The organism is Shewanella colwelliana ATCC 39565, assembly GCF_000518705.1.
Taxonomy (GTDB): Bacteria; Pseudomonadota; Gammaproteobacteria; order Enterobacterales; family Shewanellaceae; genus Shewanella; species Shewanella colwelliana.
In genome coordinates, this window is the sequence record NZ_JAEC01000007.1 from 84,986 (window position 1) to 101,141 (window position 16,156).

Genomic DNA, 16,156 nt, shown 5'->3' on the forward strand with positions numbered 1-16,156 from the left:
AATGCAAAAAGTGAACGGCTTTACCCTAATAGAATTGATGATAACTGTAGCAATTGTTGGGATTTTGGCTTCGATTGCCTATCCCTCTTACATCGATTACATCACTAAGAGTGGTCGCTCTGAGGGGGTTGCGGCTGTTATGCGGGTGGCAAACCTGCAAGAGCAATACTATTTGGATAATCGTACTTATGCGACCGACATGTCTAAACTTGGTCTTGCTAATCCCTTTGTTACAGAGCATGGTCATTACAGTGTTGCTTCGGCTGGGACTAGCTCTTTTACGATTACAGCTACAGCTCAAGGCAGCCAAGCTGCCCGTGATTCGATATGCGCGACAATTACCATGACATCTGCGGGGGTTAAAGGCCCCTCTACGGAGTGTTGGAAATGATGAAATTTATATGTGCTTTATCTTGCGTCGTTTTATACAGCTTTTCGATGCCAGTTTTGGCAGCAAAGCAAGACTATAAATGCTATATCAATAGTACTAAAAAGGGCGAGCAAGTGGTGTTTTATCGCTGGGATGAAAAAGATGCTCGCTTAAGAGCGGCTAGTTTACCTGGTAAGCAGCTGACTGATAAAAAGGGCAAGAAGTACTTCATTAAAGAAGTGGAAGAATGTGTTCCCTTGAGCCAAGAGTTTAGTAGTAAGCGGGCAAAGGCGAAAGATAAGCAAACCTTAAGATGACGGTTTAAGTCGCTCTTATAGATAGTAAAGCAAAAGCCCTGCGATGCAGGGCTTTTTGTCATATTGGAGCTCTGGAGGTTAAATTTGGATGCTGTAAGGTTTAGCAAGAGCCACCATCGACACCATAGGAGACTTTTCCGCTAGTGCTAATATCGACGCTTTGAGACTCAGCCGTTTTTCCGCCAGGACAGTAGATAAGAGTTCCACCAGATGATAATCCCTCTGGGGAGAAGGTGATGGTGCCCGAGGGACCCTTAACTTTGTCATTGCTGTGAAAGCTGTCTATAGCCCGTAATTCATGATCGTTGTCATCTGCATCGGTGATAAAGACTCTAATGCCACCTTTCCAGTCTGTTCCTGTGCCACAAGAGGTTGCACTCGCAAATGGGCAGACATTAACCGTAGCCCCATAGCTTATGGCTTGGTTGCGTGAGAACGCTAAGATATTATGGATTTTTTCGACATTACTGTTTGCTCGGAACCCTTCATACATAGACACCATTGAGGGAACCCCTACTGTTAGTAGAATTCCTGCTATCACAATTGTCACCATCATTTCGACTAAGGTGAATCCTAGTAAATGTTTACGCATGTTTCTTTGTCCTCGCGAAGCCTTGAGTAAGTATATGCGAGATACAGACGGATTTCAGTATATATAAGCTATTCTTTTTATAGCCAATATAATGGCTAATAATGGTTGTTTGACACCATCTTAACGATGCGCTAATTGGAACAATAAATCGTTTTTTGATTTGAAAACCGAACTCTTCCTGCTTGATTAACGATGACAGCCTTTGAGTTTGAGCTGGTTGCCGAATTCGGACAGTACCTTAGTGTACCATTGGTGCCAGAGGCTAGGCCATCAGGCTGAAATCTCACCGCAGAGCGGTTATAGCTGACGATATCTTTTGAGTTGAATGGAGAGGTTTGCAGTAAAATCGCATCATTACCATCTAACTGGTTTCTGTCACCGCTATCGGTAAAGACTGTTAATCCATTTCCCCAGTTACTGTCGCATTGATTATCTTTTACTGGGCACACAGTGACTCTCACGCCATAGCTGATGGCGGCATTTCGGCCAAATTGCAGTGTTTGTTGAATAACTCGTATGCTGGAGTTAGCGCGTTGGGCTTCATAAAGACTTGAAAGATTCGGTACAGCGATACTAATCAGTGTCGTAGCAACGACTAATGTTGTCATTAACTCTACTAAGGTAAATCCGTAATGGTATTTCATGGCTCGTCCCTTGATCTAATTTATCGCTCGCGTCCTGCAAGCAATTTGAGAGGAATATCACCTCGCAATATCCAATTATAGTAAGCTGTGCTGTGGCTAGCGTTAGGTTTTTATATTGTTCTGCTCTATGAATAATGCTTCTGTTTACATCTTGATATAATCAACTTCTGTGCACGCTGATGGCATGGTAAGCTAAACACAATTACAGTTTTATTTTAAAGGGAGCGTTTGATGAAGAAGGTTGAGGCCATTATTAAGCCATTTAAGTTAGATGATGTGCGTGAATCTCTGGCAGAAATTGGTATCACTGGCATGACGGTTTCTGAAGTCAAAGGTTTTGGCTGTCAGAAGGGGCATACAGAGCTGTATCGTGGTGCTGAATATATGGTTGATTTCTTGCCTAAGGTTAAGATTGAACTGGTTATTCAAGATGAACTTCTCGAGCAAGCGTTGGAAGTGATAGTCGATACTGCCAGAACCGGGAAAATTGGTGATGGCAAAATATTTGTAACCGAAGTCGAGCGAGTTATCCGCATACGAACTGGTGAAGAGAACGAAGAAGCTGTTTAAACAATTAAAAATAAAAAAGCCGTTGAATCATATCAACGGCTTTTTTATTTTGTTTGTATTGTCATTAATTGTGTTTGACTAAATCGGGGGCCGATGACGAGTCTCTAATCACTGGCTCTGGTATAAACACCTGATCTGTTAGGTTGTCTTCACTTTTACTTTGTTTGGCAATGAGCAGTTCAGTGGCAATTTGTGCAATTTTTTGGTTCGGTTGATGTACGGTGGTGAGTTTTGGCCAAGTTTGTCTCGAAAATGGACTATCTTCAAAACCAACAATAGAGAGTTCAGCTGGAATTTGTACACCTTCTAATCTGGCGGCAAAAAGTGCCCCCGCGGCTATTTCATCGTTACAGGCTACAATCGCTGTCGGTTTGTTTGAGTTGCTAAGTAAACTCTTTGCTCCGCTCACACCAGATTCAAATGAATATTCACCACTGATTATATATTTTTCATCTACATTGAGTTGATTCGCTAGCATAGCCTGCCGGAATCCAGCTAGGCGCTCTTTAGTCGATTCGTGTTGATGATCACCAGCGAGAAAAGCGATCTCCTTGTGGCCTAAATCAATTAAGTGCTGCGTGATTGAGATGGCGCCATGCTTATCGTTCACCAATACCGATAGTCCGCCATGTTGATCGGCTGCTTCGCCAGCAATAATTCGCACGTAATTGGCGTTAATTTTATCTAATGCGGCAAGTACATTCGGGTCTTCAGATAGTGGTGGAGTAAGTACCAGCCCTGATAGCCTTGCATGACGAACCAGATCGACAAGTTCCTCACAGATGCTATCTGATTTAGCATCACATGGATGGATCAGCAGCTCATAACCTCGCTGCTTGCAGGAGGATAAAATACCGTTTTGCATATCAATGACATAGTAAGCATTAGGGTTGTCATAAACAAATGCGATGACATAGGATTTAGTGCCTGCTAAATTTCTTGCTGCCACATTGGGTTGGTAGTTTAATGCCGCAATAGCTTCATTGACTTTGTCGATAGTGGTTTGTCTTACTGAAGGCTCTTTATTGGTCACTCTAGAGACCGTTTTTATGGATACTCCAGCATGCTTTGCGACATCATTAATGGTTACTTTCATCTAGCGGATACTCGTTGTGGTAGCTGTCAGCTAGACAAACTACAAAACTTAACATCATTCAAACGACATGCTGTATAAATACCCAGCAAATCACGCTTCCCCTGGCGACAATATTGCTAACTTTTAACCCATTAAGCAATCACCAAATTAATTTATTCAGTTAATTTAGAAAAGCTGACTTTAGTTTGAAAAAATCTATTTGTAATTTTAGTTATTAAAATACAGTTGGTTATCTACTTAGCGCAATTGGCTAACACTGTTGCCTAGGTGTAAAATTAAGTCTATTTTCTCCTTTTTGGTTATTTTGTTGTGGCGCATCTGTTAATTGTTGTGTAATCTTTAACCTCACATGACAGCGTTGTCATTCCTGATTGAAGGAATGGGCATGGAAAATAAAACGATAATAAAGTTATGGAAGGGAAACGAGATGCGACCATCTACTTTTAAGAAAAGTGTACTAGCTACAAATATTGCGTTACTCATGAGTGGTGCAATGTCTGTTTCTGCTATTGCAGCAGAGGCAGAAGCCGTCAATACAGATAATATCGAAAAAATCGAAGTGCGCGGTATCCGTGCCTCACAACAGGCGAACTTAAATGCCAAGCGTTTCTCTGATGGTACCGTTGATGCCATTACTGCAGAAGATATTGGTAAGTTCCCTGATAAAAACGTTGCTGAATCTCTGCAGCGTATTCCAGGTGTCACCATTCAGCGCCAATTTGGCGAAGGTGCAGGTGTATCGATCCGTGGTGCTGGGCAAGACTTGACCCTTACAACACTTAACGGCCAGAACGTAGCGTCTACTGGCTGGTTTGTTCTGGAGCCTGCCAAGCGTTCCTTTAACTACGAGCTTCTTCCTTCTGAGTTGGTTGGTGACCTCGAAGTTTACAAATCTTCACAAGCCGATATCGCTGAAGGTGGTGTGGGTGGTACGGTAATCGTTAACACTCGTAAGCCTCTCGATATGGACTCACTCTCTTTCTACGGGTCTGTAGAAGGTCAGTACCAATCAGATTCTGAAGAAACCGACCCACAATTCTCAGGTCTTGCTAGCTGGAAGAATGATTCTGAAACATTCGGTGTTTTAGTCTCTGGCGTATTGCAAGAGCGTAGCCTGCAGCGCCAAGGTAATGAAGCGTTTTGGGAGTGGGGTGCAGGCCCTGTTGCATTTGAGCAAGAGCGTGAGCGTTCAGCGCTAACCGCAACTTTCCAATATGCACCAACAGACGAATTAAACTTTGTTTTCAATGCGATGGATATGCAAATGAAAGCAAATAACACTAACTATGCTTTATGGTTAACGCAAGCTGATACCTCATGGGGTGGCGGCGTTACTGAAGAGTGGTTAGGTCAAACGACTGACGCTGACGGAAACATTACCAACCAAGGTACTCAGGTTAAAGGTCCGCTAAATGTAGCATATTGGCAGGCTCGTCCTCGTGAAGCGACCATGAAGTCACAAGTATTCGATTTAAAAATGGAATACGCGGGTAACGGTTATGACTTTAGTGCGCAAATCGGTGATACCACTTCATCTGGTGGTACTGATTTTGAAATGGTTGTAGATGACGGAACTGGTGGTACACCAATTCCTGGCGGAAGCTACGACTTTACCGGTGGCGGACAAACTTGGGATACAAATGGCTTCGATATGGCCACTTATGATCCAGGTTCATTGACTATGGGTACAGGTTCAAACTTCAACCGTACGCCAAAAACTGATGATGAAACCTATGCACAAGCTGATATCAAGTTTGACGTTGATTGGGGCGTAATCGATTCAGTTAAGACTGGTATTAAGTATGCTAAACACAATACGACCAGCCGTAAGTTTGAATATGAGCAAGATGCAAACTTCGATACACGTATTTCAACTGCGGATATTGGCGCTGGTACCATTGATGTTGGTGCAGGTGATTACCAAATCGCTAAGTTCGATCCAGAAGCGCTTAAAGCGTGGGCACGTAGCAGCATAACTGGTGAGCATGAGGACCTTGGCTCTTACAGTGAAATCGAAGAAGATAACTATGCTGCTTATGTGATGGCAAATTTCTCTGGCGACGGTATTCGCGGTAACTTCGGTGTACGTTATGCAGGTACTAATGCATCTTCAACCTACTATGTTGAAGGCAAGAAAACCTCTACTGATGCCGATTATGCTGAATGGCTACCAAGCTTAAACGTTGCTTTTGACCTTGCTGACGATGTCATTATGCGTGCTTCTGCTGCCCGTGTTATGGCTCGTCCGCAATATGTTGATATGTACGTTAACCCAAATGTATTGGGTGCTAATGACGATACACCAAACAACCAATACTGGGTGACAGGTAATATCGGTCTTAAGCCTTTTGTGGCTAACCAAATTGATCTTGGTATCGAATGGTATTTCAACTCTGATTCACTAGTATCTGCTGCACTATTTATGAAGGATGTTAAAAACTTCGTAACCATTAGTGAGTACCATGCTACGTCAGATGAAATTGATTTCCCTCTGCCACCTGATGAAGCTGCTAATGGCTGGACTGTTCAAGAGAAGAACAACGGTAAGTCTGCACTCATTCAAGGTTTAGAGCTTCAGTATCAACAAGATTACGGTAATGGTTTCGGCTCTGTTGTTAACTATACCTACACAGATACAGAAACAGATGCTGATACGTTCACCGATGGAAATCCATTCCTCAGTGATAGCTCTAAGCATTCTTATAACTTAACTGGTTACTTTGAAAACGAACTATTCCAAGTGCGTCTTGCGTACAACTGGCGTAGTGAGTACATGTTACGTGAGTCTGGTTCATACGGTAACCGTCTACACGAAGACTACGGTAGCTTAGATTTAAGTGCTACTTGGCATGTAACTGAAAACATCGATATCAAACTTGATGGTAATAACTTACTTGAAGAGTCTTCTAAGCAATTTGGTAATAACCAAAATCCAACTAGCTATAGCGGCTTCGTCGAAGGTTTCCCATTGTATGAATATGAAATGGCTCGCCGCATAACATTAGGTGCAAGTTTCAGATTCTAATTTGATAGGATTTACTGTATAAAAAAAGAGGAGTTTATCTCCTCTTTTTTATATCAAAAATTTAATGATTTTAATAAGAAGCCCCCAAGGACCTTTTATCTATGTCAAATCAAATAACCCTGTTAGATCCAAGTAAACATGCAGACCTAAAAATTGGTAATGCCGATTTTAATCATCTAGCCGAACAGCACATCTTACCTATCTCTTTACATGAATTTGCCCGTGCTGCGACCGAATACCCCATTGTCTTTGTTAAGAATGCTGAAACTGGTGAGTTTCAGGCTGTTGTTATGCTTGGTTTAAAACCAGGGCAAAACTTAAGTGTGGCTGAAGGCCTGTGGTTGGGCCAATATGTGCCTAACGTGGCAAAAGATTATCCGTTGGGTGTCGTGCTTAATGCCGATCAACCAGATAAAATTTGGATCGGTATTCGCGAGAATTGTCCACAAGTGGGCACAGAAAAGGGTGAAGCACTGTTTGCTAATGGCGAAGAAACACCTTTTTTCACTCAGCGCCGTGAAGCGATTGTCAGGCACTTCGAAGAAGACCAAGCCAGTAAGGCGATTTTACAACTCTTAGCGAAAAAAGAGTTGTTCGTGCAGCAAGCACTTACCATCAATGTCAATGGTGAGCAGCGCAACATTAACGGTCTGTACATGATCAGTGAGGCCAAGCTTAATGAACTGTCAGATGAAGACTTTCTCGACTTACGCAAGCGTGGTTTGTTGGGCCCTATTTATGGTCACCTAACTTCACAACATCAGGTACACCGTCTAGCTCGCGCAGAGGCGTCAGCGTAACTCTAGGCTAAAGTAAGATAGGAGACCGTTTGATGTCTGATAATAGTAAGCGGCCGATGAAAGTGCTAATTGTTGGCGGTGGTACAGCGGGATGGTTGGCCGCCAACCATCTAGGCAAGAAGTTTTCAGCATCAGAGGGTCTCAGTGTTGAGGTCACGCTAATCGAAAGCCCTAACATTCCTAATATTGGCGTGGGTGAGGGCACAGTTCCAATGATGCGCGATACATTGCGTTATTTGGGGATTGATGAAGGCGACTTTATACGCCAAACCGATGCGACCTTTAAACAGAGCATTAAGTTTATTAACTGGACTGATAATCCACAGCCAGATAATCCCACCTATTATCACCACCTATTCGACTATCCTAAATGGGACAATTCAGCGTTGATGTGGCTGAACGAGTCGGCAGAATCGACCAGCTACGCAAACAGTGTCTCCCCTCAAGGTTACTTTGCTGACTTGGGCTTAGGGCCTAAGACGATGACCCAACCTCAGTATCAAGGTGAAACGAGCTACGCTTATCATCTTGATGCCAATAAATTCTCAGTATTATTGCGTGACAATGCGGTTAAACGTTTTGGTGTTAGTCATATCCTTGATGATGTCACGGATGTGCTGGTGGATGATGCGAAACAGATTCAGTCTGTAACAACAGTTAACCATGGGGTATTAGAAGCCGATCTTTATGTTGACTGCACCGGGTTTAGTGCGCGCTTAATCGAGCAAGCCTGCGAGGTGCCCTTTGTTGATAAGGGCGATGTGCTGTTTGTCGATACAGCGCTTGCAGTACAAGTGCCTTACGAGCAAAGTGATACGCCAATTCCCTGCTTTACGCTGTCAACAGCACAAGAGGCGGGCTGGATTTGGGACATAGGTTTAACCGAGCGTAGGGGGGTAGGTTATGTCTACTCGAGTCGTCATAGTACTCAAGCTGAGGCTGAGCAGGTCTTAAGGAAGTATTTAGGTACAGCGGGCGATAAGTTAGCGTTGCGCAAGATTGAAATGCGTATTGGCTATAGAGAACGCGCTTGGCATCAAAACTGTGTCGCCATCGGGTTATCAGCTGGGTTTGTTGAACCACTTGAGGCGACGGGGTTACTGGTCTTTGATGTGACATCAAGAATGCTTGCTGAGTGCTTTCCTGCACATCGCGATGCCATGCCATTAGTTGCTGAGCAGTTTAACCGGCGGATCACCCACACATGGGATAAAGTGATTGATTTTATTAAGCTGCATTATGTGGCATCTAAAAGAAGTGATAGCCAATTTTGGTTAGATAATCGGCAAACTAACACCATCCCTGAGTCGCTGCAGCAAAAGTTGGCTTTATGGCGCTATCAACTGCCTAGCCGATATGAGTTTGCCTCTACCATGGAGATCTTTAATTTAGAAAACTATCTCTATGTTCTATATGGAATGGACTTTGACACTGACATTGCACCTTGGACAGTAACCGATGCGCAGCAATCTAAATACCAAGCTCAACAAGCTCAGTTGCAGCAATATGTCCAAGCGGCACGTAAACAACTACTGCCGCATAGGGAGTTGATTGCACGTATTAAGCAGTATGGTATTTCTAAGGTGTAGCGCCACACATATTTTCGGCAACAAAAAACCGCCAATAGGCGGTTTTTTGTTTTGAGCGTGTTTACTTTGCCAGTTTAGCTAAAAAGGCCTCATGAGACATTGATGCATCAAGTGCTTGCTGTTGCTGTGCTTTAAGCCGAGCAAGCGTTGCGGTGAGCGCTTCTCTGGTTGTTGGTAGGGTAATGGCGGGAACATGGTCCATGCCGTACAATACAAAGCGGTAGTTCTCATCGGTAAAAATCGTATTGAAGCTGCCTGCTAAATCCATATATTCGCAGGTTTTATGTTTCCATATATCGATTCTGTCTTGTAGCCCTTTGGCATACTTTGCGGTCTTTGCCGCTTCCCTCCAAAACTCAGTATCGTCTCGGTCGGTTAAACAGTAATGGAGAATGATAAACTGACGTAAATCTTCATAAACGCCATTTAAGGTGCGGTTATAGGAGTCTCTTACTGCCTGAGGTGGATTTGCGCTTGAAAGGTGGGTGGCCAGTAAGCGAGCGCCAACATTAACGATATGCAACCCTGTCGATTCTAATGGTTCGATAAACCCACCAGACAGTCCAATTGCAATACAGTTACCAACCCAAAACGCTTTGCGGCAACCAATGCGCATATCTAAATGTACGGTACGTAGGATCTCTAATTCATCACCTAAGTGTGCCCTTAACTCAGCTTCAGCTTGCTCTTTTGTTAAGCGATTACCGTCGTAAACATAGCCTGTCCCTTGGCGGTTTGACAGATCTATCTCCCAAACCCAGCCGTTGCTTAATGCGGTAGCAACAGTGTAAGACTTAGGCGGCATGTCTTGCGGGTATTTACGTTGAATCGCCACCGCTTTATTGCAGGGTAACTCTTTTTCAAATGATTGCCAGTTATCGCTGCGCAGTTTCTCAATTAGCAAGCCTTTAAAACCCGTACAATCAATAAAAATGTCTGAGCTAAACTCTCCCTTTGGGGTGGTCACTGAGGTGATGCTCTCGCCATCGGTGTTGACATCAGTGACTATGCTTTCCACATGAATCACTCCCGCTTCGCAAGCTTTCTTTCTGAGGTATCGACCCATCAACGTTGCATCGAGGTGATAACCGTAAGGTACTACACCTTGGTAGGGCGGAGAATTAGGGGCTTTAGGGCAACGTTGATGTTTTATCAGTTCAGCCGAGATGCTGGTGGCATCAGCATAGCTTAACTCTGCCTCAGGACTGTGGACCCAAGTACTGGCGTTGTCGATGGGGCCCAATGGGCGTTGTTGCTCAAAGGGGTGAAAATATTCATGGGTGTTGCCGACTTTAGGTTTCATCCAGTTACGAAACATAATGCCACTTTTTAGTGTTGCATTAGTTTCTCTAAGTAACTCAGCCTCATCAAGTCCCATTGCTGCGAAAAAGAAGCGAATAGTGTGTACGGTTGCTTCACCCACGCCTATGGTGCCGATATCTTGGCTTTCTATTAGGGTGATTTTAACATCGCCACCAGATTGATTATAAAGCTTTTGCAGGTACATTGCGGTCATCCAACCCGAACTTCCACCGCCGACAATTGTAATTGAATTGATTGGTTTATCGCTCATGGTGACCTCTTACTGAATGAGTAACATTGCAACCCCAGATAATATAATCCAGCTTGCAAAAAATAATTTTAATCGTTTAACAGGCAGATATAGAGCCAATTTTTTAGCCAGTATGCCGCCGATCACAGTACCTGGCCCTGCAAATAGAACTACATTAAAATAGGCATCGCTGTGCTCGCCAAAGTGGATGAAACTTGTTGTCCACACCGTCATGGCGGTCACAATGACGCCTGTGGCAACGGCGAGGGTGGGGTCGACTCGTCTTAGCATGAGATAGATCACGATGATTTCGCCGACGCCTACCGATAGCCAAGCGGTAATGATTCCACCGAGATAAGTAAATACGCCGAGTATGACGAGTTCTAATGAGCCGAGGCGACGGTAGCAGGCGTTGGGTTTTAGTTTGCTACTGCTATAGATTATCGCTAGCCCCAATATAATCGAAAACAGGCTAAAGCTATGTTCTAAGGTACTGGGGGGCGGAAGCTCAAATGTTAACGTCGTCCATAGTCCCATGATTGATAGCGGAGTGCATAGTAAAAGGAGTGTTGGCAACTGAGACCATAGGTTTGATGTTTGCTGCAAAGTTTTATAGTGGTGTCGCCAGGTCAATGCACCGGCTGTCATACCAAAGCATTGAATAGCGAAAGAGGTGGCAATGCTTTGCTCTGCTGAAAAAGAGAGGTTATTAAACACAGGGATAAAGATAACACCACCGCCGGCACCTGTGGCGTTGGCGAAAATAGCGCCCGTTATGCCGAGCAGACTGTACTGCAAGTAATTACTTAATAGCCCAAAGGTGTCTGGATAGCGTGATAGCCAAATCCCCCACATTGTAATGAGCAGCAGAATCAGCACTTGGTATTTAGCTGGAAGTTGTTTTATTTTCGCAATTGTTTTAATCATTAGGCTAGATAGTAATCGTTTTCTGCATGTGTGCCTATCGAATTTAGCTAGGATGTTACCAGTTGTTGACAGCGTTGTCATTTGTTCGATTTTGGACGTTAGTGCGCGCTTACTTGCGAGGGGCTAACATTGAGGCTTGGAAGTTTTTCGCTCAAAATAAATTCTGTTTTTTGTCAAAAAAATGTAGATATTCTGTTCGTGCTTGTGTATGTTTGCAAATGACAGCGTTGTCATTTGCTTGTGTGACGCGGTTGTTTTGTAAGGTTTGCATTGTTAGGAAGAGGTCTCCTAATTCATGCTCTTGGCAGTTGTACATCGAGGATTGATGTACAACTGTGTTTGATTTATCCAATAGTCTCTCCCCAGAAACTAGAGATAGCTAGGTGTTTTATCTAATGATTGATAGACAAAGCACCTGGCCTTTTTTTTACCTGAAAGGGGGATGGATAATCTCAAAGCAACTTATTAACCATACGTTGTCTAGTATCTTAAACGCTCGACGATTAAGCGTTGTACGCAGAGAGCTGTATTCATATCATTAGTCAATTTTTCACACTCTCTGTTTCTCTCAATTCGTTGATGCTAAAGTACTTAACGCTATTTGCAACAGACTGGTTGTGTCGACAGAGTCTTAAGTTTTAGCTACCGCTTAGCTAAACATAGGTTAGGTTGGTTTGGGGTGAGTAAAGATTGATTATAGTGGGGCGCAGTGGAAGTCACTCAGCTCCTAGTTGTTAAAATGATTAAAAGCCACTGTCTAGATTCAGTAATGAAAACATTTACTGACGTTGCTTGGGGGAAGGCTGCGGCACCTTAATTAACCTTCAATAAAATAAGGTTAATAGATTAAAGATTAAGAGGAATGTAATGAATAGAAATCTTGTGGCAGTCGCGGTATTGGTTTTGCTGGGAGGCACAGCATGCAGTAAGTCAGTACCTACTTCGGTTGACGATCCTTCAAGTGCACAGTCACTTTCTCAGGCGACTTTAACAAGCATTGGTCATTCGTTAGCCATCACTTACCGTACCGTTACCAATTATCCTGAACAGTGCACGACTTCAGGTGTTGATGGCCGCTGTTTTCAGGCGCAAATAGAGCTATTGTCTCCCATCGACATTAAAGATAACAACTGGTCTATCTATTTCAGTCAGATGCGCCCCGTTAAACAGGTGTTATCTAAAGAGTTCTCCATTTCCCATATAAAAGGCGATCTGCATAAGATTAGCCCAACCGATGCGTTCACAGGCATTAAGCAGAATGAAGCAAAGGTGATCGATTTTCTTGGTGAGCTCTGGCAGTTATCTGAAACGGATGCAATGCCGAACTATTACATTGTTGCCGATGGACTTGAACCTGTGGTGATAAAAAGCACCATGGTTGGCAAAGATGCCGAAACAGGGATGGAGTTGCGTCCCTATGTTGAATCGTTTACCGATGCAAGGACTCAATATCGTCGCAGCGTCACAGATCAATTGCAGTGGGCAAAACCTGAAGTGCTCTTCCAAGCCAATCAAGGGGTAGATATTCAACCAGAATTAGCCATTGATACCATTATTCCAACGCCACAAATGCAAACGGTTACCTCAACAGGTAGACCCGTGTCACTCAGCGACGGTTATGTGTTGGCCTTAGGTAATGTTGAGCGCATAAAGGTCGAAGCGGCGTTGAATCGTCTAGCGCGTTTGGGCGTGAAAGCCTCTGAAACTGGCGTGTCATTAAGTTTGTTGCCGGCAGACACTCAACTAGCTGTTGGTGGTTATGAGTTAATGGTCGATGTGAAAGGGATTGTAATTAAAGCGTCTGATGATGCTGGCTACTCCTACGGATTGTCATCGTTAGCCAGTTTGGTAAGTCTTAATGACTTAACACTTAATACCATGACCATTACCGATGCCCCACGCTACGATTTCCGAGGTATGCATGTGGATGTCGCACGCAACTTCCACAGTAAACAGTTTGTGTTAAATCTGCTGGATCAAATGGCGGCTTATAAGCTGAATAAACTGCATCTACATATGGCTGACGATGAGGGCTGGCGCCTTGAAATTGATGGCCTGCCAGAGTTAACCGATATAGGGAGTAAGCGCTGTCACGATCTCAATGAAGATACCTGCCTGTTACCGCAACTGGGCAGTGGACCAAATGCCAATGCTAAGGTTGATGGTTACTACAGCAAAGCCGATTATATCGAGATATTACGCTATGCAAGTGCGCGCCAAATTCAAGTGATCCCGTCGATGGATATGCCTGGTCACTCGCGCGCTGCAATCAAAGCGATGGAAGCACGTTACCGTTCATTGAGTGCAAAGGGGGATGAGGCTGCTGCGCAGGAGTATCGTCTAATCGACCCAGAGGACAAAACAAAGTATGCCTCTATTCAATACTATGATGACAACACGCTTAACGTGTGCATGGAATCAACGTTCCACTTTGTAGACAAAGTGATTAATGAGATTGCCGCGTTACATCATCAAGCCGGGCAGCCATTAAACGTGTACCACATTGGGGCCGATGAAACTGCGGGAGCATGGATTGAATCGCCAATCTGCCAAGCATTCTTGCAAAATAATGAGCATGGCGTGAGCGATGAGAAAGAGTATGGCGCGTATTTTATTGAACGAGTTTCAAACCTACTGGCCGAGAAAGGGATAGAAGCAGCTGGTTGGAGTGATGGTATGAGCCACACTCGTCCAGAGCGTATGCCTGAAATTAACCAGAGCAATATTTGGGATGTCGTATCGCATGATGGGTTTAAACGTGCCCATAGCCAAGCTAACTTAGGTTGGGATGCGGTATTGAGTAACCCTGAGGTACTTTACTTTGATTTTCCCTATGAGGCCGACCCTAAAGAGCATGGTTATTATTGGGCTAGCAGAGCGAGCAACGAGCGACATCTGTATAGCTTTATGTCGGCTAACTTACCGGCTAACGCAGAACAATGGACCGACATTGAAGGACGCCCATTTGAGGCGGATGACACTATTAAGTTAGATAAAGCGGGCAAACAGGTTAGCGGACCACTGGCAAAGAATGTTCAGTTTACTGGCATCCAAGGACAGATATGGAGCGAGACCATTCGTAGTGACGATGTTGTCGAATACATGGTTTTTCCAAGGTTATTAGTGTTGGCTGAACGCGCTTGGCATCAGGCGGATTGGGAGGTGCAATACAATTATCAAGGCGCTATTTACAATCAAGACAGTGGTTACTTTACCCAAGATATGCGTGCAAAACAGGCCGAGCAATGGGCGCAGTTTGCTAATACTTTAGGGCATAAAGAGTTGCTCAAGCTAGATCGTGCCAATATCGCCTACCGTGTGCCAACGGTCGGTGCACATATTCACGAAGGCAGCTTATACACCAATGTTATCTATCCTGGCTTAGCAGTGGAGTACCGTGTCAATGGTGGACAATGGCAACCTTACAGTAAGACGGTAAAAGTTAATGGTAAGGTTGAAGTTCGCGCTGTGGCGGCAGATGGTCTGCGTAAAGGGCGAAGTTTGTTCGTTAACTAACAGCTAGTTAATATTGAGGCGGCCGTTAACTTATTGATTAGCAGCCTCTTTGGCCCCTGTCGTTGGCAGCAATGAGTTAGCTCTCAGCTAAAAAACAACAGTGATGAAAATATAAATGACAACGCTGTCATTTATATTGTAACATAGAGTTAACTTAATTCAGTAGACAGGGCAAAGAGTGTTACCTCATTGCTCTGGATAATAGAACTGTGGAAGAGGTCGGTCATGGGATTAAACCAGGCAAAGGAAACCCCCCTATTTATTGGCATCGACGGTGGCGGAAGTAAATGTCGTGCAACCATCTATGCTAGCGACGATACCGTCATTGGTACCGGCGTTGCTGGGCGGGCTAACCCGCTTCATGGCTTAGCGCAAACTTTCGAGTCGATTCAGCAGTCTACTGAACTTGCACTAAGAGATGCTGGATTAACAGTTGGTGATAGCAAGCTGCTCATAGCCGGATTGGGTTTAGCTGGGGTGAATGTGCCACGCCTACATCAAGATATTAGCAATTGGGCTCATCCATTCGCCAAAATGTATGTCACCACTGATCTGCATACTGCCTGCATTGGTGCCCATCGTGGCGGTGATGGTGCCGTGATCATCACAGGAACGGGCTCCTGCGGCTATGCACATGTTGGCGAGAGTCATCTGTGTCTTGGTGGTCATGGTTTTGCATTGGGTGATAAGGGCAGTGGCGCTTGGTTAGGATTAAAGGCTGCCGAGCAAGTGTTATTGCACCTCGACGGATTCGCCCCCGCAACAGCGCTCACAGAGCGCTTGCTTAATCATTTTAATGTGCACGATGCGATGGGCATTGTTGAACACTTAGCTGGTAAGTCTTCAAGTTGCTATGCAAGCTTAGCGAGGCTGGTGCTTGAGTGCGCCAATGAGCAAGACGCGGTGGCTAAAGCGATTGTCGTGGAAGGCGCTGCATATATTAGCGAGCTTGCCCGTAAACTGTTTAAAGTAGCCCCACCAAGATTTTCAATGATAGGTGGGCTTGCTGAGCCATTGGCAGCATGGTTAGATACCGATGTTGTTAGCAAAATCTCTCCAATTTTAGCGCCACCAGAGTTGGGTGCCGTATATTATGCAAGGCAACAGCTAGCTATAGGTAATTAATAAAACCTTCGGGAAATACTGTCCACTGTAATC

The 16,156-nt window shown here is 44.3% G+C and carries 13 protein-coding genes; 8 read left to right on the forward strand and 5 right to left on the reverse strand.

Annotation, left to right across the window (positions count from 1 at the left end):
- The first annotated feature begins 1 nt into the window (after position 1).
- Together L876_RS0104995 and L876_RS0105000 are read left to right on the forward strand one after the other, a co-directional pair.
- Complete coding sequence (locus L876_RS0104995; protein WP_028762793.1) at positions 2-391, forward strand: type IV pilin protein; 390 nt, start codon at positions 2-4, stop codon at positions 389-391.
- Complete coding sequence (locus L876_RS0105000; RefSeq protein ID WP_028762794.1) at positions 388-687, forward strand: TapY2 family type IVa secretion system protein; 300 nt, start codon at positions 388-390, stop codon at positions 685-687. The genes L876_RS0104995 and L876_RS0105000 overlap by 4 nt, the downstream gene beginning before the upstream one ends.
- Positions 688-787: 100 nt before the next feature.
- On the opposite strand, the gene L876_RS0105005 is transcribed toward L876_RS0105000, so the two are convergent.
- Positions 788-1,279, reverse strand: a complete 492-nt coding sequence (locus L876_RS0105005; RefSeq protein ID WP_028762795.1) for a GspH/FimT family pseudopilin — start codon at positions 1,277-1,279, stop codon at positions 788-790.
- 131 nt (positions 1,280-1,410) lie between these two features.
- A complete protein-coding gene (locus tag L876_RS0105010; RefSeq protein WP_028762796.1) occupies positions 1,411-1,923 on the reverse strand; it encodes a GspH/FimT family pseudopilin in 513 nt (170 codons plus the stop codon).
- Between the two features lie 231 nt (positions 1,924-2,154).
- Here L876_RS0105010 and L876_RS0105015 point away from each other — a divergent pair, with 231 nt between their 5' ends.
- Positions 2,155-2,493, forward strand: a complete 339-nt coding sequence (locus L876_RS0105015; protein WP_028762797.1) for a P-II family nitrogen regulator — start codon at positions 2,155-2,157, stop codon at positions 2,491-2,493.
- A 64-nt stretch (positions 2,494-2,557) separates the two neighbouring features.
- Here the strand turns inward: L876_RS0105015 and L876_RS0105020 are convergent, their stop codons facing one another.
- Positions 2,558-3,589, reverse strand: a complete 1,032-nt coding sequence (locus L876_RS0105020) for a LacI family DNA-binding transcriptional regulator (protein WP_028762798.1) — start codon at positions 3,587-3,589, stop codon at positions 2,558-2,560.
- Between the two features lie 427 nt (positions 3,590-4,016).
- On the opposite strand from L876_RS0105020, the gene L876_RS0105025 reads away from it, so the two are divergent.
- The 3 genes from L876_RS0105025 to L876_RS0105035 all read left to right on the forward strand — a co-directional run bounded on the left by L876_RS0105025 (position 4,017) and on the right by L876_RS0105035 (position 9,003).
- On the forward strand, positions 4,017-6,614 hold the full coding sequence (locus tag L876_RS0105025; protein WP_028762799.1) for a TonB-dependent receptor: 2,598 nt from the start codon (positions 4,017-4,019) through the stop codon (positions 6,612-6,614).
- Between the two features lie 101 nt (positions 6,615-6,715).
- On the forward strand, positions 6,716-7,414 hold the full coding sequence (locus tag L876_RS0105030) for a SapC family protein (RefSeq protein WP_028762800.1): 699 nt from the start codon (positions 6,716-6,718) through the stop codon (positions 7,412-7,414).
- A gap of 32 nt (positions 7,415-7,446) precedes the next feature.
- A complete protein-coding gene (locus tag L876_RS0105035) occupies positions 7,447-9,003 on the forward strand; it encodes a tryptophan halogenase family protein (RefSeq protein WP_028762801.1) in 1,557 nt (518 codons plus the stop codon).
- A gap of 61 nt (positions 9,004-9,064) precedes the next feature.
- Here the strand turns inward: L876_RS0105035 and L876_RS0105040 are convergent, their stop codons facing one another.
- Both L876_RS0105040 and L876_RS0105045 read right to left on the reverse strand, forming a co-directional pair.
- Complete coding sequence (locus L876_RS0105040; protein ID WP_028762802.1) at positions 9,065-10,576, reverse strand: tryptophan halogenase family protein; 1,512 nt, start codon at positions 10,574-10,576, stop codon at positions 9,065-9,067.
- 9 nt (positions 10,577-10,585) lie between these two features.
- On the reverse strand, positions 10,586-11,482 hold the full coding sequence (locus L876_RS0105045; protein ID WP_037428036.1) for a sulfite exporter TauE/SafE family protein: 897 nt from the start codon (positions 11,480-11,482) through the stop codon (positions 10,586-10,588).
- Between the two features lie 867 nt (positions 11,483-12,349).
- Between L876_RS0105045 and L876_RS0105050 the strand changes: the two genes are divergently transcribed.
- Together L876_RS0105050 and nagK are read left to right on the forward strand one after the other, a co-directional pair.
- Complete coding sequence (locus L876_RS0105050) at positions 12,350-14,998, forward strand: family 20 glycosylhydrolase (RefSeq protein ID WP_028762804.1); 2,649 nt, start codon at positions 12,350-12,352, stop codon at positions 14,996-14,998.
- A gap of 225 nt (positions 14,999-15,223) precedes the next feature.
- Positions 15,224-16,123, forward strand: a complete 900-nt coding sequence (nagK, locus tag L876_RS0105055; RefSeq protein ID WP_028762805.1) for an N-acetylglucosamine kinase — start codon at positions 15,224-15,226, stop codon at positions 16,121-16,123.
- Positions 16,124-16,156: the final 33 nt, after the last annotated feature.